Genomic DNA, 20,562 nt, shown 5'->3' on the forward strand with positions numbered 1-20,562 from the left:
GGAATATGTTTTCATCTGACATAAATCGGAACTGGATCAACATGGCCGAGGAATCTAAACAAAAAGCCGCCAGCAACGCTTGCTTTTGACTAAAATGCGTTTCGCATCCCGGCCCTTTCGATTTTGAAATTCGTCTTACGGCCTGTATCGGTTTAATACGGATTTCAAAATCGGGACGCTGGCCGCAGCGCCCATGCACTGAACCATAGTATGAATGGCGAATTTAAGGAACCTCTCATGAATAGCTCCCCGGAACTTGCCCGCCAATCTATAGGGAACGAGGCTGCCGCCGCATGGCCGCAGGCTCAAAATCTGGGCGATCTGCCGGAATGGAACCTCGCCGACCTCTATCCCGCGATGGATTCCGTCGAACTTGCCTCTGATATGGAAAAGGCCGCCCGCGACGCCGCGGCTTTTGAGGAACGCTGGAAGGGCAAGCTCGCAGCGGAAGCGGCAAAGCCCGATGGCGGAGACCTGGCGGAACCCATCAAGGCCTTCGAGGCGCTGGAAGAGCTGATGGGCCGTATCTACTCCTATGCCAGCCTGCTCTATGCGGGCGACACATCCGATCCCAAGCGCGCCAAATTCTATGGTGACGTGCAGGGGAAGATGACGGATGCCAGCCGTCACCTGATCTTCTTCGGACTGGAACTCAACCAGATCGACGATGCTGTAATCGAAAAGGCGATGAACGCCAACCCCGCCATCGGCCATTACCGCCCTTGGCTCGTGGACTTACGCAAGGACAAGCCCTATCAGCTGGAAGACCGCATCGAGCAGCTGTTCCATGAAAAGTCGGTGACCGGCTATAGCGCCTGGAACCGCCTGTTCGACGAGACGATGACGGCGCTACGCTTCAAGGTCGACGGCGAGGAACTGCCTATCGAGCCGACGCTCAACCTGTTGCAGGACCCCGACGGCGCGGTGCGCAAGAAGGCATCCGAGGCGCTGGCCGAGACCTTCAAAGCGAACTTGCGCACCTTCACGCTCATCACCAACACGCTGGCCAAGGACAAGGAGATTTCCGACCGCTGGCGCGGCTTCAAAGACATCGCCGACTCCCGCCATTTGGCGAACCGCGTCGAGCCGGAAGTGGTGGATGCCCTGGCGAAAGCCGTACGTGAAGCCTATCCGCGCCTGTCGCACCGCTATTACGCGATGAAGGCGAAATGGCTTGGCCTGCCGGTTCTCGAAAACTGGGACCGTAACGCCCCCCTGCCCGAGACGCCGCAGGCGGTGATCCCATGGGACGAGGCGAAGGCGACGGTGCTGTCAGCCTATGCCGGCTTCGCCCCTCAAATGGCCGATATCGCTCGAGACTTCTTCGACAGGAAATGGATCGACGCGCCGACCCGACCCGGCAAAGCCCCCGGCGCCTTCGCGCACCCGACCGTGCCCTCTGCCCACCCCTATGTGCTCCTCAACTACATGGGCAAGCCGCGCGATGTGATGACGCTGGCCCATGAGCTCGGCCATGGTGTCCATCAGGTGCTGGCGGGCAGGCAAGGCGCGCTGATGGCCTCGACGCCACTGACGCTGGCCGAAACCGCCTCCGTCTTCGGCGAAATGCTGACCTTCCGCTCGCTGCTTGAGCGTACAACGGATAAGCGCGAGCGCAAGGCGATGCTGGCGCAGAAGGCCGAGGACATGATCAACACAGTCGTCCGTCAGATCGCCTTCTACGAATTCGAGCGCCGGGTGCATACCGAGCGCCGCAATGGCGAGCTGACGGCGGAGCGCATCGGCGAAATCTGGCTCGACGTACAGCGCGAAAGCCTTGGCGACGCCGTGCGGCTCAATCCGGGCTATGAGACCTTCTGGACCTATATCCCGCACTTCATCCATTCGCCGTTCTACGTCTACGCCTATGCCTTCGGCGACTGCCTGGTGAACTCGCTCTACGCCGTTTACCAGAACAGCGAGAAGGGCTTTCAGGAGAAATATTTCGAGATGCTGAAAGCGGGCGGCACGAAGCATCACAAGGAACTGCTCGCGCCGTTCGGGCTCGATGCGTCCGATCCTGGCTTTTGGCAGAAGGGGCTGTCGGTGATCGAGGGGATTATTGATGAGTTGGAGGGGATGGAGGGGTAAAATCCGGATACTTTAAATATGGAAACGCTGGAGCTCTACGTCGCCCCCCTCTGCCCTGCCGGGCATCTCCCCCGCAAGGGGGGAGATTGGCCTTCATCGCTGACAGCGCACAACCTGCAACGCCTGCGATTGGCGAAAGCGGGCCTGATTGCTGATCTCCCCCCTTGCGGGGGAGATGCCCGGCAGGGCAGAGGGGGGCGCTGTCCCGCCAGCGTTTCCAATTAAATGGGGTACCCCTACATCCTCTTCCGCGATGATCCCGCCCAGCGCGAACTCCTCTTCGCCGAGCCATCGCAACTCATAACCGCCGAGAGCGCCAACGATTTCGAACCGGCCTTCGCCGCCTTGCAATCCGCCCATGAAGCGGGAAAATGGCTGGCGGGCTATCTCTCCTACGAAGCGGGCTATCTGCTCGAACCGAAACTCGCCCCCCGTCTCCCTTCCAATCGGCGCGCGCCGCTTCTCTGCTTCGGCGTTTTCGACGGCCCATCGGACCTCGCCCTGCCCGACCGCAAGCCGCGGAACGAGCCATTCCTCACGGAGGCCCGCGCCGCATGGACTTTCGACGAATACGAAAAACGTTTCGCCCGCCTCCACAGTCACTTGCGCGAGGGTGATTGCTATCAGGGCAATCTGACCTTTCCCGTCCATGCAAGCTGGTCGGGCGATCCGCTCGCCGCCTTCGATGCCCTGACCGCCCGTCAGCCGGTGCGCTACGGCGCGTTCTGTAACCTCGGCGGCCCGATCATCCTGTCGCGCTCGCCGGAACTCTTCTTCGACGTCGACAATGACGGCTGGATCGAAACCCACCCCATGAAGGGCACGACGCCGCGCGGAAAAACGCCCGACGAAGACGACCGCCTCCGCGATTTCCTGATCCACGATCCTAAAAGCCAAGCGGAAAACCGCATGATTGTCGATCTCCTGCGCAACGACATATCATTGATCAGCGATCCCGCGAGCCTATATGTGCCGGAGCTTTTCAAGGTCGAGCGCTATCCGACCGTCCATCAGATGGTGTCGAAAGTACGCGCCCGCCTCAACCCGGGCCTCACCCTTCGCGCCATCTTCGCGGCGCTTTTTCCTTGCGGCTCGATAACCGGCGCGCCGAAGATCCGTGCCATGGAAATCCTGTCCGAGCTTGAAGAAGCCCCGCGCGATGTATATTGCGGAGCGATTGGCTGGATAGGGCCGCAGGGCCGGATGCGCTTCAACGTGGCCATCCGCACCATTTCGCTCTATCCTGACGGCAATGCCACTTTCAACATCGGCGGCGGAATCGTGTTCGATTCCACCCCGAAGGCGGAGTATGAGGAATGTCTTCTGAAAGCCCGGTTCGCAACGGGAACGGTCCCGATTACGAACTGATCGAAACGCTGCGATGGGAGCCGCTTTGTGGCTTCCTGCGGCTGCAACGGCATCTTGCGCGGCTGGAGCATTCCGCCCGCGCGCTGGGCTTCCCCTTCGACGAGACGACAATCCGCGCCAAGCTGGAAAGCGTTGCAAGGGGCGATCAGGCGCTGCGCGTCCGCCTGGCGCTCGATTTGGGCGGCACCGTCAGCGTCGCCGCGCAACCTTTCACCCCGCTTTCCCCTGATACGGTCTGGCGCGTCGCCATCGCCCGCACCCGGCTCGACAGGAAGGACCCGCTGCTGCACCACAAGACGACGCGGCGGCAAATCTACGAGGCGGCGCGGGCCGAATTCTCCCGCGATGACGTGGACGAGGTGATCCTCCTCAACAATGAGGGCCGCGTCTGCGAAGGCACCATTACCTCCGTCTTCGCCGACCATGGCGGCACCTGCTGCGCCACCCCGGCGCTCGACTGTGGCCTCCTCCCCGGCATCCTGCGCGGAGAACTCCTCGCCGGCGGCATCGTCCAGGAGGCGGAACTCACCGAAGACGATCTGCGCAAGGCGAAGAACATCCTCGTCGGCAATTCGCTGCGCGGGTTGATCCGGGCGCGGCTGTTGTAAACTGCCCGAAAATTAACGCTCTTTACTCATCTGCATTCAAATGATGCAGGGAGAACGCATTGCCGCACTTTATTGTGACGGCAATCTGTGATTTAGCCGATATGGAACCCTCAAGAAGGACATCCTGCACGAAACATCGAACCCCAGATCGGAGATACTGGAAATGGCGGAAACGAAATGGCCGATTTACGGCGAAATCACCGGCCCTGTTGTTATGATCGGCTTCGGGTCGATCGGGCGCGGTACCCTGCCGCTGATCGAACGCCATTTCAAATTCGATAAGTCGCGTCTGGCCATCATCGACCCCAGCGACGCGAACAGGAAGATCGCCGAGGATAAGGGCTACCGTTTCCTCCAGCAGGCGATCACGCCGGACAATTACAAATCCGTCCTCGCGCCATTGCTGAATGAGGGCGGCGGGCAGGCTTTCTGCGTCAACCTTTCGGTGGATACCTCCTCGCTCGATCTGATGAAATTCTGCCGGGAAGAAGGCGGGCTCTATATCGACACCGTCGTCGAGCCATGGCTCGGCTTCTATTTCGACGACAAGGCGGACAATGCCGCACGCACCAATTATGCGCTGCGCGAGACGGTGCGGGCCGAGAAGAAGAAGCACCCCGGCGGCCCGACCGCCGTCTCCTGCTGCGGCGCCAATCCCGGCATGGTCTCCTGGTTCGTCAAAAAGGCGCTGGTCGATCTTGCCACCGAACTGAAGCTCGATTTCAACGAACCCGGCGTTGACGACCGCGAGGGCTGGGCCAAGCTGATGAAGAAAGTGGGCGTCAAGGGCATCCACATCGCCGAGCGCGACACGCAGCGCGCCAAAGAGCCGAAGCCGCTCAATGTGTTCTGGAATACCTGGTCCGTGGAAGGTTTCATCGCCGAAGGCCTGCAGCCGGCGGAGCTTGGCTGGGGCACGCATGAAAAATGGATGCCCAAGAACGCCCACGAACAGAAGAAGGGCAACAAGGCCGCCATCTATCTGGAGCAGCCCGGCGCCAACACCCGCGTGCGCAGCTGGTGTCCGACGCCCGGCCCGCAATATGGCTTCCTCGTCACGCATAATGAGTCGATCTCGATCGCCGATTTCTTCACCGTGCGCGACAAGAAGGGTGACGTGGTCTACCGCCCGACCTGCCATTACGCTTACCACCCCTCGAACGACGCGGTGCTATCCCTCGACGAGATGTTCGGCGCCGCCGGCAAGCCGCAGCCGGTTCAGCACGTGCTGGAGGAGGGTGAGCTTCTCGACGGCATTGATGAGCTGGGCGTCCTGCTCTATGGCCACGACCGCAACGCCTATTGGTATGGCTCGCAGCTTTCGCTGGAAGAAGCCCGCAAGCTCGCGCCCTACCAGAACGCCACCGGCCTGCAGGTATCGTCCGCTGTGCTCGCCGGCATGGTCTGGGCGCTGGAGAATCCGGAAGCCGGCATTGTCGAAACCGACGAGATAGACTACAAGCGCTGCCTCGAAGTGCAATCGCCTTATCTCGGTCCCGTGAAAGGCTATTACACCGACTGGACCCCGCTCGAAGGCCGCCCCGGCTTTTTCAAGGAAGACCTCGATACCAAGGATCCCTGGCAGTTCAGGAATATTCTGGTGCGGTGACATCAAGCGCTCTCCTTCCCCCTTGCGAGGAAGGAGGACGCCAACCCGTTGCCAAAATACCACACATCTCTTCCCCTCCCCTCAATCGGGCTTGTTTTCGTTAAAATTTGGATACATCAGAGGGGAGGCCCAATCTGAACGGGAGAGCCAAACGATGAAACGCTTCAGCACGGCGGCAGCCCTTGCAGCCATTTCCCTGAGCCTTGCGGCCTGTCAGTCCGCTGGCCCCATTGGCGGCAACGCCCCCACCGTGATCGGTCGTGGCGGCATCGAGGGCAATTGGGTCGATGCGAACGGCATCACTTCCAGCTTCAATTCCGGCGTGTTCGTCACACGCACGACCGACACCAACGAGAAGCTCGCCGAAGGCAGCTACCGCTACGAGAACCCGCAGCTCGTCGCCATCGAGATGCGCTCGCTGGTGCGCGGCACCACCTCGCGCGTCAATTGCGCCGTGGTTTCGCCCTCCCAGCTCAACTGCACCTCCTCCGCCGGCTCGCAATTCTCGCTTACGCGGAAGGCGGCGGGATAGGCTGGTGAACACCGGCGAAAATCGCCTGCTGCATCATTCTCGGGCATGTCCCGAGAATCTGCGACGGGAATAAGAAAAGCAGCTAACATACTGACAAATCACGCCATTGTATATTCTCGGAACAACCCCGGGAATGATGGCTTATATTTTGAATACATCCCCTCTACTAAAAGATTAATAAAATATAACTTTCCACTTGCATAAGACACGGCAAGATGTTTGCATCAGGCATCTCGGTGGGGGCCGAGGTGCTAGCGGGCGAGTTCACAGGGAGACAAGTAGTAATGTCCGCATTCCGTATCCGTGTATTGTTGTGTACCTCCGTTCTTGCGATGTCGGCTAACGCCGCCCTCGCCGATTACAAGCTCACCATCCTGCATAACAACGACTGGCACAGCCGGATCGAATCCATCAACAAATATGATTCCACCTGTTCTGCCGAGGAAGAGGGGAAGAATGAGTGCTTCGGTGGAGCCGCGCGGCTCAAAGCGGCAGTGGATAACCGCCGAAATGCGCTGAAAGGGCAGAACGTCCTGCTCCTTAACGCTGGCGACAATTTCCAGGGCTCACTCTTCTACACCACCTACAAGGGGGCTGCCGAAGCCGAATTCATGAACCTCATGAAATTCGACGCTATGACCATCGGCAACCATGAGTTCGATGATGGCGAGGACGGGCTTGCCGCCTTTATCGGCAAGGCGGATTTCCCCATCGTCAGCGCCAATGTGCGGGCCGACGTCAAGTCCTCCATCAAGGACAAGATCAAGCCTTACCTCATCAAGGAAGTGGGCGGCCAGAAGATCGCCATCATCGGCGCCGTGACGAACGACACCGCCGAGCTCGCCTCTCCCGGCCCGAACATCGGCATCGATGACGATGTGAAGGCCATCACATCGGCCGTAGCGGAGGTGACGAAGCAAGGCGTCGACAAGGTGATCGCGCTCACCCATGTCGGCTATCCGCGTGACATCGCCGCCATCGCCAAGATTCCAGGCGTCGATGTGGTCGTGGGCGGCCATTCCCACACCCTGCTTTCCAACACGGACAGCGCGGCGGAAGGCCCCTATCCCACATTCGTCGAGAACCCCGGCGGCTATTCGGTGCCCGTCGTCCAGGCGCGCTCCTATGGCAAATATCTAGGCGAAATCGCCGTGACCTTCGACGATAAGGGCAAGCCCGTCTCGGCCAAGGGAGACCCGATTCTCGTCGATTCCTCGATCAAGCCGGACGAAGCAGTGCTCGCCCGCGTCAAGGAACTGAGCAAGCCCATCGAGGAACTGAAGGCAAAGGTTATCTCCAGCACGGTCGGCCCCATAGAGGGCGGGCGTGAGGTCTGCCGCGTGGGCGAATGCACCATGGGCAATCTCGTCGCCGATGCCATGCTCGACCGCGTGAAAGGCCAGGGCATCGCGATTGCCATCGCCAATGGCGGAGGCCTGCGCGCCTCCATCGACGCCGGGGATGTGACCATGGGCGAGGTACTGACCGTTCTGCCCTTCCAGAACACGCTGTCCACCTTCCAGCTGAAAGGCGCGGATGTGAAGGCGGCGCTGGAAAACGGCGTTAGCCAGGTGACGGAAGGAGGAGGCCGCTTCCCCCAGGTCGCTGGGCTGAAGTTCAGCTTCGACAAGGCAAAACCGGCGGGCGAGCGGGTTACCGACATCCAGGTGCGGGATGGAAACAGCTGGAAGTCGCTGGATGCGAAAGCCACTTATGGCGTCGTCTCCAACAATTTTCTGCGCAGCGGCGGCGACGGCTACAAGATCTTCGCGACTGCTGCGGTGAATGCCTATGATTACGGTCCAAGCCTTGATCAGGTCGTCGCCGATTATCTCGCCAAGAACCGTCCCTACAAGCCTTATCTCGACGGGCGCATAAAGGCGATCGCGGCGGCGCAGGTGGCGAAAGCCCCCGAACCGACCACGACGGGCACCATCAAGCCGGCCCAGAAGGCCACGCCTGCCGAACCCGCCAACCCGGCGGCAGGCGCTGCCAAACCGGCAAAGTCGATGGAACCTGCGAAGAAGACGGCCGCGGCCAAACCGGCGGAAGAGGCGAAAAAGCCTGCCAAGCCCGCTGCCGCCAAGCCAGCGACGCCAGCAAAGCCTGCGGAAGCGGCAAAGCCTGCCAAGCCGGTGCAGACAATCAAGGCCAAGCCGGTGGAAGCCGCGAAGCCCGTCAAGCCGGCCGCAACTGCCGCGAAGCCAGCCGCAACGCCCGTCAAGCCCGCTGCTCCGGCCAAGCCCGCCCAGACCGTCAAGGCCAAGCCTGCTACCCCGGCTAAGCCGGCACAAACGGCGAAAGCCAAGCCCGTGGAAGCGGCGAAGCCGGCAAAGACGGCCGCAGCGGCAAAACCCGCTACGCCCTCCAAACCGGCTGCATCCATTAAGCCTGCCAAAACCGCGGTTGTCGTGCGGAAGAAACAGGCTGAAACGCGCAAGCCCGTCACTTCGGTGAAACAGGCCGTGGCGGCAAAGAAGGCCGCGACGAAGCAGGCTGCGAAGCCGAAGCAAGACACAAAGCAGAAGCCGGCCAAGCCGCAGACGCTGGCACAATTGCTTGCCAAGCCCGCAAAACCGAAAAAGCCCGTCGTGAAGAAAGTTCACGTCATCAAGGCGGGCGACACCTACTGGGATCTGGCAAAGCGCTACTATGGCGATGCGACGGACTGGCCGAAGCTGCACAAGGCCAACAAATACGCCCCGCGCCGCCTGCCCATCGGCGTAAAGCTGAGCATCCCGGCCTGACCTCGCACCTCACTCTCCCCCTTGCGGGGAGAGTCACCAACGAAGTGAGCGGGGTGGGAGTGGTGAAGGATAGAGCGCAACCATCTCCACCCCCCATCCGTCCGCTAACGGTAGGCACCTTCCCCACAAGGGGAAGGAGGGAGCCGAACCTGCGCGCATTCGCTCAATTGTATTCTTAACCTGAAAACTCTACTTCTCCGCCCGGCTTTTGATTTGGAGCAGGATGCATTTGGTTGCATTCTGCTCTAAATGCCCGAGGGCAAGGAGAAATGACATGAGCGAAGCGGATGAAACTCAGATTTTAAAGGGCGCCATGCCCAAGGTCGGCGTACTTCTGGCCAATCTGGGCACGCCTGACGGCACCGATTTCGCCAATATGCGGCGGTATCTGAAGGAATTTCTGTCCGACCGCCGCGTTATCGAATGGCCGCGCGCCGTCTGGTATCCGATCCTCTACGGCATCGTGCTCAACACCCGTCCGAAGCGCTCCGGGAAGCTTTACGATCGCATCTGGAACCGGGAGAGGAGTGAATCGCCGCTGCGCACCTTCACCCGCGCGCAAGGGGAGAAGCTGGCCACTGCGCTCGCGGACTATCCCAACGTCGTAGTCGATTGGGCGATGCGCTACGGTCAGCCTTCCATCGAAACGGTGCTGACGCGGCTGCGCGAGCAGGGTTGCCAGCGCATCGTCATGTTCCCGCTCTATCCGCAATATTCCGCCACCACGACGGCAACGGTGAACGACAAATTCTTCGAGGCGCTGATGAAGACACGCTTCATGCCCGCCGTGCGCACCGTGCCCTCCTATGAGGACGAACCCGTCTATATCGAAGCGCTCGCCAGCTCCATCGAGAAGCATCTCAAGACGCTCGCGTTCGAGCCGGAGGTGGTGATTGCCTCCTATCATGGCATTCCGAAGAGCTATTCCGAGCGCGGCGATCCCTATCATGCGCAGTGCCTGACCACCACCCGCCTGTTGCGCAAGCGGCTGGGCTGGGACGAAAAGAAGCTGATCAGTTGTTTCCAGTCCCGTTTCGGACCGGAGGAATGGCTCCAGCCCTATACGGACAAGACCGTCGAGCGCCTGGCGCAGGAAGGCGTCAAATCCATCGCCGTCTTCAATCCCGGCTTCGTCTCTGACTGCCTGGAAACGCTGGATGAGATCGGCAATGAGGCGGCCCACAGCTTCCGCGAGAACGGCGGCGTCAATTTCAGCTTCATCCCCTGCCTCAACGATTCCGGCGAGGGCATGGCGGTGATCGAAACGCTGGTTCGCCGCGAGCTGCAAGGTTGGATCTAGCGCAGTGTCACAGTAAGGCAGTATGTTTGCCTTATCAGATACTTACTGCAATACTGCCTATTGCCCTACTTCTTGAGGTAACGCCATGACCGGTTTCGATTTCACGCTTCTCATTCTGGCTGCGCTGGTTCTGGCGACGCTGTTCGCCGGCATCAAGACCGTGCCGCAGGGCTATAATTACACCGTCGAGCGGTTCGGCCGCTACACGCGCACGCTCAATCCGGGCCTCAACCTGATCGTTCCGTTTTTCGACCGCATCGGCGCGCGCCTCAACATGATGGAGCAGGTGCTCGACGTGCCGACGCAGGAGGTTATCACCCGCGACAACGCCATTGTCGCCGTGGATGGCGTGGCCTTCTACCAGGTTTTGAATGCCGCTCAGGCTGCCTATCAGGTGGCGAATTTGCAGAATGCCATTCTCAACCTGACCATGACCAATATCCGCACGGTCATGGGCTCGATGGACCTCGACGAGCTTCTTTCCAACCGCGACGCGATCAATGATCGCCTGCTGCGCGTTGTCGACGAGGCCGCGCATCCGTGGGGCATCAAGATGACGCGCGTCGAGATCAAGGACATCAACCCGCCGGCTGATATCGTCGCCTCCATGGCCCGGCAGATGAAGGCCGAGCGCGACAAGCGCGCGCAGGTGCTGGAGGCCGAGGGCGACCGCAACGCGCAGATTTTGCGCGCCGAAGGCCAGAAGCAATCGCAGATCCTGGAAGCCGAAGGCAAGCTGGAGGCGGCGAAGCGCGAGGCGGAAGCCCGCGAGCGGCTGGCGGAGGCGGAAGCGACGGCAACGCGGCTGGTTTCCGAGGCGGTCTCCACCGGCAATGTGCAGGCGCTGAACTATTTCGTCGCGCAGAAATATACCGAAGCCCTCGGGCAGATCGCCAGCGCCAAGAATCAGAAGGTCGTGCTGATGCCGCTTGAGGCGAGCGCTCTAATCGGCTCGCTCGGCGGCATCGGCGCCATTGCGAAGGAAGTCTTTGGCGATGGCGGCACGCCAGCCGATCCCGCGCCGCAATCCCCCGCCCCCTCGCGCCCGCGCAGCGTCCCATCGGCGGGGCGAGGCAAAGAGTGATTTAACTTTCCATGGCAGCGCTCCGGCAATGACGTCCCAGTTCAATCGAGACCCGTTATGATCGTTGAATTCCTGACCAGCCTCGGCATCTGGAACTGGCTCGTTCTCGGACTGGCTCTGCTTATGCTCGAGATCCTGGCGCCCGGCATCTTCTTCGTCTGGTTCGGGCTTGCCGCGCTGGTGACCGGTGCGCTCGCTTTTTTGCTGGCAGCGGCAGGCTTCGGCTGGCATGCCCAGATCGTTGTGTTTCTGGTGCTTTCCGTCCTCTTCGCGCTGGCTGGCCGCCGCTTCTTCGGCTCTTCGAGCGATAAATCGGACGACCCTCTTCTCAACCGCCGCGGCCAGCAGCTCGTCGGCCAGCGCGCCACGCTGACGGAGCCCATCGTCAATGGCCGCGGACGCATCCGTATCAACGATACGATGTGGCGCGCGAAAGGTCCCGACCTGCCTGCGGGAACGGAAGTCCGCGTGGTCGGGTTCGATCCGGTTTCGCTGGAGATGGATGTGAAGGGAATAAGGGAATAAGGGAATAAGGGCGATATCGCGCAGGTGGCCGGCGGCAAGCACCAACATACTCCCCTATTCCCTTATTCCCCTACTCCCTTTCTTAAGCCACCCCGATCCGCAGCAGATCGTGGAAATGCACCAGCCCCACGGGGCGATTGTCCTCGGTGACGATCAGCGCGCTGATATTATGCTCGTTGAGGATGCTCATCGCAGCGCTGACGAGCATTTGCGGCGCCACCACCTTCGGATGCCGCGTCATGATCTCATCCACATGCGTCGCCGCGAGATTGCGATGGAGATTGCGCGCCAGATCACCGTCCGTGATGATGCCGGCCAGCCTCCCCTCCCCATCGACAATCCCGACGCAGCCGAAGCGCTTGTGCGAGAGCACCTGCATGGCCTCCGGCAAGGGTGTGCCGAGCGGCACCAGCGGCAGTTCGTCGCCGCGATGCATGATATCGCGCACATGGGTAAGGCTTGCGCCCAGGGAGCCGCCGGGATGGAAGGTGCGGAAATCGCCCGCCGTGAAGCCCCGCGCCTCCAGCAGCGCCACCACGAGCGCATCGCCCAGGGCCAGCTGCATCAGCGTCGAAGTGGTGGGGGCAAGACCGTGCGGGCAGGCTTCATCCGCCCGAGGTAAGAGGAGCACGATGTCCGCCTCGCGCCCGAGCGTGGAATTCTCCCGCGAGGTGAGCGCGATCAGCGGAATGCGGAAGCGCCGGGAATAGCTGACGATACCCTTTAGCTCCGCCGTCTCTCCCGACCAGGAAAGCGCAAGGATGACATCGTCGCTGCCCACCATGCCGAGGTCGCCATGATTGGCCTCCGCCGAATGAACGAAATAGGCCGGCGTGCCGGTGGAGGCGAGCGAGGCGGCGATCTTGGTGCCGATATGGCCGCTCTTCCCGACACCCGTCACGATGACGCGGCCGGGGCAGGAGACGATCCGTCCAACCGCTTCGGCGAACGGTTTGGAGAGGCCGTTTTGCAATGCCTCCTCGAGCGCGCTGAGGCCCGCCTTTTCCGTTCCGATCGTACGCAACGCCGACTCGATCGCCGCCGCTGCATCCGCCTTTTTGTCTCTGATATCCTGCATGGGCTGAAGCGTTAGCGCTTCGCCGCGCGTCTGTCCAATATTTGTTGCTTGGGAGGAGCGGCGGCCTCCCTCAACAAACGGTTAAAAGAAACCGTGCGTTAACCATGTGGATTTACGGTCCGGGAACCACGTTTGGAATCGGGTTCCAGTCCAGATCATGCATCACGCCGCATCGCCTGCCGGCAGCCATCTGCCCATAGCCAGCAAGCGCAGGTTCGCCGCGCTGCTTCTGGCCGGCGTTGCCTTGAGTGCCTTCAACCACTCGGCCCTGGCACAGGAGACGCCCCTGCGCGGCTCGCTGCAGGAAGCCGCTCCGCCCCCCGTCCCTTACCAGCCCGCAAGCGCCGGTGCCGTGCCGGACGCGGACACACCGGACAATGGCGGCTATGCCGTCAGTGTTGACGAAAACACGCTGCAGGGCCTGCCGATAGAGCCGGAAGGCCTGCCCGGCGCGCCGCAGGCCGAGGAAAATACGAATCGTCGCCCGGCGCGCGCCGACGATGAGGCTCAGCCCACCAATCTGCGCACCGGGCCGGTAGGCGGCGAGGATATGGGCGACACGGGCCGGATAGCGCGCGATAATCAGCGGGAGCCGCCGATCGACGGCCATCCGCGCACGCGCACCGAGGCCGACCCTTTCGACCCAGAGGGCATCCGCGCCGGCTCCTTCATCCTGCGCCCCAGCATCGAACAGGGCATCCGCGCCACCAGCAATGCCGACAACAGCTCCGACGGCAAGAGCGCGATCCTGTCCGAAACCGCGCTGCAGCTGGGCGTACGATCCGACTGGTCGCGCCATCAGGCGACGATCGACGCCTCCGGCAACATCGTCAAGACGCTCTCGGGACAGAAAGTCGACGAACCGCGCATCGACATCGAAAGCGGCCTGCGGCTCGATTTGAACGACGCCACCAAGGTCAATATCGGCGCGGGTTATCATCTGCGCCGCGAAAGCGCGTCCAACCCTTCGGGCATTGTCGGCGCGCTGAAGCGCCCCATCGTGCAGACGCTGAACGGCTCCCTCGGCGTCGAACGCGATGTGGGCGTGTTTTTCGGCGCCGCCACGGCGAGGGTCGAGCGCTCCGTCTATGGCGATGCCGAAATCTCCGGAGGCGGCAAGGTTACCCAGAAGGACCGCGACGCCAACCTCGTGACCCTGACGCTGCGCGGCGGCTATGAAATCTCCGAAGCGATAAAGCCCTTCGCCGAAATCGAAGCCGGCAAGCGAATCTATGATCAGAAGCGGGACGACAACGGCTATGAGCGCGACGCCACCCGCCTCGGCCTGCGCGTCGGCTCCATCGTCGATATGGGCGAGAAGCTGAACGGCGAATTCTCGGTCGGTTACCTGCGCGAGAATATCGAGGATGAGCGGCTGAAGGATATTGGCGGCCTTTGGGTAAACGCCGCGATGAACTGGTCGCCCGAGCGCGGCACGGATGTGCGGATTTCGGGACAGACTATCGTCGATGGCGGAACCGCTCCCGGCGACAGCGGCAATATCCTCTATCTGGCAAATATCGACGTGAAGCGCCTGATCCGCGCCAACCTGACCTTCGAAACAGGTCTGGATCTGACCCTGCGCGACAATCGCGACGGCACGAGCCTTGATTACGGCCTCGGCGCTGAAATCGGCGCCACCTACTGGTTCAACCGCTTCGTCGGCGTCAACGGACGCCTGCGCCACGAATTCATGAAGAGCGACGTCAGCTGGCGCGAATACACGGCCAACAGCGTCTATGTCGGGGTGAAGGTGCAGAGGTAGTCTAGCGTTTCCTTCCCCCTTGCGGGATTGAGGAGCGTTCGGCCGAAGGCCGAGGAATGCCAACGATTTGGCTTTTCCAGCGACGAAACCCGCGTTAGCGGGCGGATGGGGGTAGTAAAGGCAGCGCGCCGTATTCTCATAGCTCGCAAACTACGCAACCACCCCCATCCGTCTGCTCCGCAGACACCTTCCCCGCAAGGGGGAAGGAGGGCGTTGGCGCTTAACTTCCGACCTTGATCGTCTGCAGCAAGTCCCCGATCGAATACTCGACATTCGGGCGGATATCGCTGCGCCAAAGGGCGAAGGCGACATTGGCCTCAATGAAGCCTTCTTTCGAGCCGCAATCGAAGGTGCGGCCCGTGTAGTGGAAGCCGTAGAAAGGCTGTTCCTTGGCGAGCTTCAGCATGCCGTCGGTCAGCTGGATTTCGCCGCCGGAGCCCTTTTCCTGGCTTTCGAGAATACCGAAAATCTCCGGCTGCAGGATGTAGCGCCCGTTGATGTAGAGGTTCGACGGCGCGGTGCCTTTGGCCGGCTTCTCCACCATGCCGGTGACCTTGAAGCCCTTGCCCACCGGCTCGCCGCGTCCGACGATCCCATATTTATGCGCTTCCGCCGGGTCGCATTCCTGCACGGCGATGACGTTGCCGCCGCTCTCCTCATAAAGCTCCACCATCTCGGCGAGGCAGCTCTTCTTCGACTGCATCACCATGTCGGGCAGCAGCAGCGCGAAGGGCTCATCGCCCACCAGCTCCCGCGCGCACCAGACGGCATGGCCGAGGCCCAGTGGCACCTGCTGGCGCGTGAAGCTCGCCGTGCCCGGTTGGGGCTGAATGCTCTGGAGATGATCGAGAAGCTCGTTCTTGCCGCGTTCAGCGAGCGTCGAATAGAGCTCCACCTGCGCGTCGAAATAATCCTCGATGACGGCCTTGTTGCGGCCCGTGACGAAGATCAGATGCTCGATCCCCGCCTCACGCGCCTCATCCACGACGTATTGGATGACCGGCTTGTCCACGACGGGCAGCATCTCCTTCGGAATGGACTTGGTCGCCGGCAAGAAGCGGGTCCCCAGGCCTGCCACGGGGAAGATTGCCTTGCGGATCTTTTTCTTCGAACTCATTCCTTTTCCAACTCCACGAAAGGGCCTGACAGGCTAGACTTCCAGCCGAATAACGATGAACATCGGTGGAAAGCAACAGAATAAACGATCACGTTGCATATCGGCATAAAACGTGGATTGAGCGCATGAACAGCCCGTCCTGCCGAACTTCAGCCAGATGGTAAACCGATTGCTAACCTGAGGACGATATTTTTGCCGATCATGAAGGGACTGCCGGGTTACGAGGAGTAAAGTATGATTCGAACGCGCCGCGCTTCAATCGGACGGATCGGGAAAACGCTCGCGCAATTCGCTGTGACAATGGCGTTATTATCCGCATTCATGACGCCAAGCGCGCTGGCCGATGCCGGATTCAAACGCTGGATCGCCAGTTTCCGCACCACCGCGCTCAACAGCGGCGTCTCCGCGACAACCTTCAATCGCGCTTTCGCGGGCATCACCGCGCCCGACCCGGAGGTGTTGAAGAAGGCTGCCTACCAGCCTGAATTCACCGCCCCCGTCTGGGATTATATCGACAACCGCGTCAACGAGCATTCGGTTGCGACCGGACAGGCCATGGCGCGCCAATGGGGTCCCTGGCTTCAGCGCATAGAGCAGCGGTTCGGCGTGCAGCGCAGCATTCTTCTCGCCATCTGGTCGATGGAAAGCAATTATGGCGAGATCCTCAAGCGCGACGACGTCATGCGCGACGCCATCCGCTCGCTGGCCACCCTCGCCTATGCCGACAAGGCGCGCGCCAAATATGCCCGCACGCAATTGATCGCCGCGATGAAGATTCTCCAGACAGGCGATATCGACCGCAGCCATCTGACCGGCTCCTGGGCGGGCGCGCTCGGCCACACCCAGTTCATCCCGACCAGCTATCAGGCCTATGCGGTCGATATCGACGGCGACGGCAAGCGCAATATCTGGACTTCGCCTCCCGATGCGCTGGCGACGGCGGCCAACCTTCTGAAACGCAATGGCTGGGAGCCCGGCCAGACCTGGGGCTATGAGGTGGTGCTACCGGCGGGCCGGAAATTCCCCTCGGGCTCGCTGACGCTGGCCGAATGGCAGGCGCTGGGCGTCAAGCGCGCCAATGGCAAGCCCTTTCCGCGCAGTTCGCAGAAGGCTACGCTGAAGCTGCCCGACGGGCGCCAGGGCCCAGCCTTCCTGATGACCAAGAATTTCTTCGTGCTGAAGCGCTATAACAATGCCGATAAATATGCGCTGGGCGTGGGCCTTCTCGCCGACCGCATCTCCGGCTATCCTGGGCTCGTGCAGGACTGGAACCGACCCTTCACGCCAATCTCCATGCGCGAGCGGCAGGAATTGCAGCAGCATTTGCAGGCGCTGGGCTATTATGACGGCAATATCGACGGCAAGATCGGCTCCACCTCGCGCAAGGCCATCGAGGCCTTCCAGCAGCGCAATGGCCTTTCGCCGGACGGCCACCCGAGCAAGGAAGTGCTGTCGGTGCTGCGGCAGCGCTAAAGCATGTCTCCCAAAAGCGGGAACCGGTTTTGGGATAAAGACATGCGCAAAAACAAAAACTTAAAGCGTGTTCCATGAATGCGATGAAATGCAACACGCTTTAGGGTGAAATCGATTTGAGGGAAATGCGACAACGCCCGGCATCATTTCTGACGCTCGTCCTCATCCTCCTCTCGCTGGCGGCGCTGACGATCCTCGCCGTCACCCCGGAAGCAGCGGCGCAGGAGCGCAGGAACCTGTTCGAGATGCTGTTCGGCAGGCGAACGCCTCCCCCGGTTTATGAAGAGCCCCCGCAATATCGCGAACCGGGCCGGGCGAGGAAACGTCCCTCGAAATCGGCCACCCGGCGGCGTCCGCCATCCGAGCGTCCGGCGGAGCGACCCATGCGCTCGCGCGCGCCGGCCGCCACTGGCGCACCGTCGGCCCGCGCAGCTGCCGCCCCCACCCCGCCCGTCGAGAAAACGCCCGACGCCAGGACCGTGCTGGTCGTGGGCGACTTCATTGGCGGCGGGCTCGCGGAGGGCTTGAGCGAAGCGTTTGCCGAGACGCCGGATATCCGCGTCGCCAGCCGGATCAACGGCTCTTCCGGCTTCGTTCGTACCGATCATTATGATTGGGGAACAAACATCAAGACCATCCTCGAAGAAGAGAGGCCGGCCGCCGTCGTGGTGATGATCGGCGCGAATGACCGCCAGCCGATGACGGTGGACGGCGTGACCTACGCACCGCGTACACCGCAATGGACGGCGGAATATTCCAGGCGCGTCGAGAGCTTCGTGGGCACGGTCAAGAGCGCAGGCTATCCGCTGGTCTGGGTCGGCCAGCCGCCCTTCAAGCTGCGCAGCCTGTCACAGGACATGCTGGCGCTGAACGAGATCTACCAAACCGCCACAGAGAACGCCGGCGGCAATTTCACCGATGTCTGGGACGGCTTTGTCGACGAGAACGGCAATTTCGTCCTTTCCGGCGTCGATATCAACGGCCAGACAGCGCGCCTGCGCGCCAATGACGGCATCAACATCACCAGCGCCGGCAAGCGCAAGCTCGCCTTTTACGCCGAAAAGCCCCTGCGGCAATTGCTGGGCGCCACCACCCCCGCTCCCCTCCCCGGCACCCCGGCTGGCCCCAACGCGCCCACAGCCGCCGCGCCCGCCAAAATCGACCGCATCGCGCCGGTGAGCTTGAAGGACCTGGACCTGCAGGGGAGCAATGAGCTCATGGGCGCCGCGGTTGGCCCGGTGCCGGCGAAGCCTGCACCGGACAACACGGTGACCGCCCACCCAGGGCGGGCTGATGATTTCCGCTGGCCTCGATAAAGCGATCACTTATATAATTAGCCAGTCTAGCCAATTGGAGAGAAAAGATGGAATGGCAACTAAAGGACGCCAAGAACCACTTTTCGAAGGTGGTGCAAAAGGCATTAAAGGAAGGGCCGCAAACGGTCATCTTGCGAGGTGAACGCGCCGCCGTGGTGTTATCGGCAGCGGACTATGACGCGCTCGCTGGCAACCAGCCCAACATTGTCGAAGATTTGCTCAGCGGTCCGGCATGGGACGATGTGTTTGTAGACGCAGTCAATACGCGAGCGAAGCATCCCAGCCGCGATCCGATGCTTTTTGCCGGCACCGGAGCCCAGATTATCAATCCATAGGCTCCGGCGTAAACGGGGAAATCAGCGCGGCAGCACACTCGCGCCCATCAGGAACTCGTCCACCGCCCGCGCGGCCTGACGTCCTTCACGGATCGCCCAGACCACCAGTGACTGTCCCCGCCGTACGTCGCCCGCCGCGAACACCTTGTCCACGCTGGTGCGATAGTCGCGGTCGTTGGCTTCCACCGCACGGTTGCCGCGCCGGTCGGTGGCGATCTTCAGGTTATCGCCCAGTTCCTTCACGACGCTGTTTTCCAAGGGGCCGGAGAAGCCGATGGCGATGAAGGCGAGGTCAGCCTTGATGAAGAACTCCGTGCCTTCGATGGGCTTGCGCTGCTCATCCACCTCGCAGCAGCGCACATGGGTGAGCCGGCCCTCTTCACCGATGAATTCGAGCGTCGCCACCTGGAACTCGCGGTCCGCGCCTTCCGCCTGCGATGACGAAACGCGCATCTTCGTCGCCCAATAGGGCCAGACGGTGAGCTTGTCTTCCTTCTCCGGCGGCTGCGGGCGGATGTCGAGCTGCGTCACCTTCACCGCACCCTGCCGGAACGCCGTGCCGACGCAGTCCGACGCCGTGTCGCCGCCGCCGACGACCACGACATGCTTGCCGCCCGCGAGGATGGGGGCAGAAGGCCAGGCCACGGAATCGATATTCTCACGTCCGATCCGGCGGTTCTGCTGGACGAGATAGCTCATCGCGTCATGCACGCCGTCGAGATCAGCGCCGGGGATGCCCGCCGGGCGCGGCGTCTCGGAGCCGCCGCAATAGAGCACGGCATCATAGGCGTCGATCAGCTCCTTGACCGGCTTGTCGACGCCGACATTGACGCCGCAGAAGAAGGTGACGCCCTCGCCCTGCATCTGTGCCACGCGCCGGTCGATATAATGCTTCTCCATCTTGAAATCGGGAATGCCGTAGCGAAGCAGACCGCCCGGGCGGCTCTCGCGCTCATAGACATGCACCTCGTGCCCCGCGCGGCCAAGCTGCTGCGCCGCCGCCAGCCCCGCCGGGCCGGAGCCGATAATGGCCACCTTCTTGCCCGTCTGGGCCTCGGCAGGCTGCGGCACGACATAGCCGGTCTCATAGGCCTTGTCGGCAATCGCCTGCTCGACCGTCTTGATGGCGACCGGCATGTCCTCCAGATTCAGCGTGCAGGCTTCTTCGCAGGGCGCGGGGCAGATGCGGCCGGTGAATTCGGGGAAATTGTTGGTCGAGTGCAGGTTGCGGATCGCCTCGTCCCAATTGTCGTTATAGACGAGATCGTTCCAGTCGGGGATCTGATTATGCACCGGGCAGCCCGTGGGTCCATGGCAATAGGGAATGCCGCAATCCATGCAGCGCGCCGCCTGCTTGCGCACTTCCCCATCCGTCATCGGAATGGTGAACTCGCGAAAATGCCGGATGCGGTCGGATGCCGGCTGATACTTCGCCACCTGCCGGTCGATTTCGAGAAAACCTGTAACCTTACCCATGAACCTTTTCTCCCCTCGCTGTCGAGGTCGATCTTTGTGCGGGAGCCTGTGTTTTAAGACGGAACCGCTGGCGGGACAGTACCCCCCTCTGCCCTGCCGGGCATCTCCCCCTCAAGGGGGGAGATTACGCTCTCATCA

General features: G+C 61.6%; 13 protein-coding genes and 3 pseudogenes. 13 read left to right on the top strand and 3 right to left on the bottom strand.

The features are described 5' to 3' along the window. Positions 1 to 312 precede the first annotated feature (312 nt). From ACOWVG_RS07005 to ACOWVG_RS07045, 9 genes and pseudogenes are all read left to right on the top strand, one after another. Positions 313 to 2,091 (top strand): annotated as a pseudogene (locus ACOWVG_RS07005) (M3 family oligoendopeptidase); the annotation flags it as partial. A 225-nt stretch (positions 2,092 to 2,316) separates the two neighbouring features. After that, complete coding sequence (locus tag ACOWVG_RS07010) at positions 2,317 to 3,459, top strand: aminodeoxychorismate synthase component I (RefSeq protein WP_420960982.1); 1,143 nt, start codon at positions 2,317 to 2,319, stop codon at positions 3,457 to 3,459. After that, positions 3,408 to 4,067, top strand: coding sequence for an aminotransferase class IV family protein (locus ACOWVG_RS07015; RefSeq protein WP_420960983.1), 660 nt, complete (start codon positions 3,408 to 3,410; stop codon positions 4,065 to 4,067). The genes ACOWVG_RS07010 and ACOWVG_RS07015 overlap by 52 nt, the downstream gene beginning before the upstream one ends. A 163-nt stretch (positions 4,068 to 4,230) precedes the next feature. Next, complete coding sequence (locus ACOWVG_RS07020; RefSeq protein ID WP_420960984.1) at positions 4,231 to 5,676, top strand: homospermidine synthase; 1,446 nt, start codon at positions 4,231 to 4,233, stop codon at positions 5,674 to 5,676. A gap of 154 nt (positions 5,677 to 5,830) precedes the next feature. Continuing rightward, positions 5,831 to 6,208: an outer membrane lipoprotein Omp10 gene (gene omp10 / locus ACOWVG_RS07025; protein ID WP_420960986.1), complete on the top strand. Its 378-nt coding sequence runs from the start codon at positions 5,831 to 5,833 to the stop codon at positions 6,206 to 6,208. A gap of 284 nt (positions 6,209 to 6,492) precedes the next feature. Then, positions 6,493 to 8,379, top strand: a pseudogene (locus ACOWVG_RS07030) (bifunctional metallophosphatase/5'-nucleotidase); the annotation flags it as partial. Positions 8,380 to 9,229: 850 nt separating this feature from the next. After that, on the top strand, positions 9,230 to 10,255 hold the full coding sequence (hemH, locus tag ACOWVG_RS07035) for a ferrochelatase (RefSeq protein ID WP_420960987.1): 1,026 nt from the start codon (positions 9,230 to 9,232) through the stop codon (positions 10,253 to 10,255). An 85-nt stretch (positions 10,256 to 10,340) separates the two neighbouring features. Beyond that, positions 10,341 to 11,339 (top strand): SPFH domain-containing protein, encoded by a 999-nt coding sequence (locus ACOWVG_RS07040; RefSeq protein WP_420960989.1) that lies wholly within the window; start codon positions 10,341 to 10,343, stop codon positions 11,337 to 11,339. Positions 11,340 to 11,396: 57 nt separating this feature from the next. Then, positions 11,397 to 11,864: an NfeD family protein gene (locus tag ACOWVG_RS07045; RefSeq protein WP_420960991.1), complete on the top strand. Its 468-nt coding sequence runs from the start codon at positions 11,397 to 11,399 to the stop codon at positions 11,862 to 11,864. 82 nt (positions 11,865 to 11,946) lie between these two features. Here the strand turns inward: ACOWVG_RS07045 and ACOWVG_RS07050 are convergent, their stop codons facing one another. Beyond that, positions 11,947 to 12,942 carry a KpsF/GutQ family sugar-phosphate isomerase gene (locus ACOWVG_RS07050; RefSeq protein WP_420960992.1) on the bottom strand — a complete coding sequence of 332 codons (996 nt, stop codon included), beginning with the start codon at positions 12,940 to 12,942 and terminating at the stop codon, positions 11,947 to 11,949. A 157-nt stretch (positions 12,943 to 13,099) separates the two neighbouring features. On the opposite strand from ACOWVG_RS07050, the gene ACOWVG_RS07055 reads away from it, so the two are divergent. Then, the gene (locus ACOWVG_RS07055; RefSeq protein WP_420960994.1) at positions 13,100 to 14,707 is read left to right on the top strand and encodes an outer membrane beta-barrel protein; all 1,608 of its coding nucleotides are present in this window, start codon (positions 13,100 to 13,102) and stop codon (positions 14,705 to 14,707) included. 220 nt (positions 14,708 to 14,927) lie between these two features. Here ACOWVG_RS07055 and galU read toward each other — a convergent pair whose 3' ends face one another. Continuing rightward, a complete protein-coding gene (gene galU, locus ACOWVG_RS07060; RefSeq protein WP_420960996.1) occupies positions 14,928 to 15,824 on the bottom strand; it encodes a UTP--glucose-1-phosphate uridylyltransferase GalU in 897 nt (298 codons plus the stop codon). 330 nt (positions 15,825 to 16,154) lie between these two features. Here galU and ACOWVG_RS07065 point away from each other — a divergent pair. From ACOWVG_RS07065 to ACOWVG_RS07075, 3 genes and pseudogenes are all read left to right on the top strand, one after another. Further along, a pseudogene (locus tag ACOWVG_RS07065) lies at positions 16,155 to 17,297 on the top strand (lytic murein transglycosylase); the annotation flags it as partial. Between the two features lie 125 nt (positions 17,298 to 17,422). Beyond that, positions 17,423 to 18,613, top strand: a complete 1,191-nt coding sequence (locus ACOWVG_RS07070; protein WP_420960997.1) for a DUF459 domain-containing protein — start codon at positions 17,423 to 17,425, stop codon at positions 18,611 to 18,613. 47 nt (positions 18,614 to 18,660) lie between these two features. Continuing rightward, a complete protein-coding gene (locus ACOWVG_RS07075; protein WP_420960999.1) occupies positions 18,661 to 18,948 on the top strand; it encodes a type II toxin-antitoxin system Phd/YefM family antitoxin in 288 nt (95 codons plus the stop codon). 21 nt (positions 18,949 to 18,969) lie between these two features. On the opposite strand, the gene ACOWVG_RS07080 is transcribed toward ACOWVG_RS07075, so the two are convergent. Continuing rightward, entirely contained in the window at positions 18,970 to 20,424 is a 1,455-nt protein-coding gene (locus tag ACOWVG_RS07080) for a glutamate synthase subunit beta (RefSeq protein ID WP_420961002.1), read from the bottom strand. Positions 20,425 to 20,562 lie beyond the last annotated feature (138 nt).

It is taken from the genome of Brucella sp. IR073, from assembly GCF_049065735.1.
Classification (GTDB): Bacteria; Pseudomonadota; Alphaproteobacteria; order Rhizobiales; family Rhizobiaceae; genus Paramesorhizobium.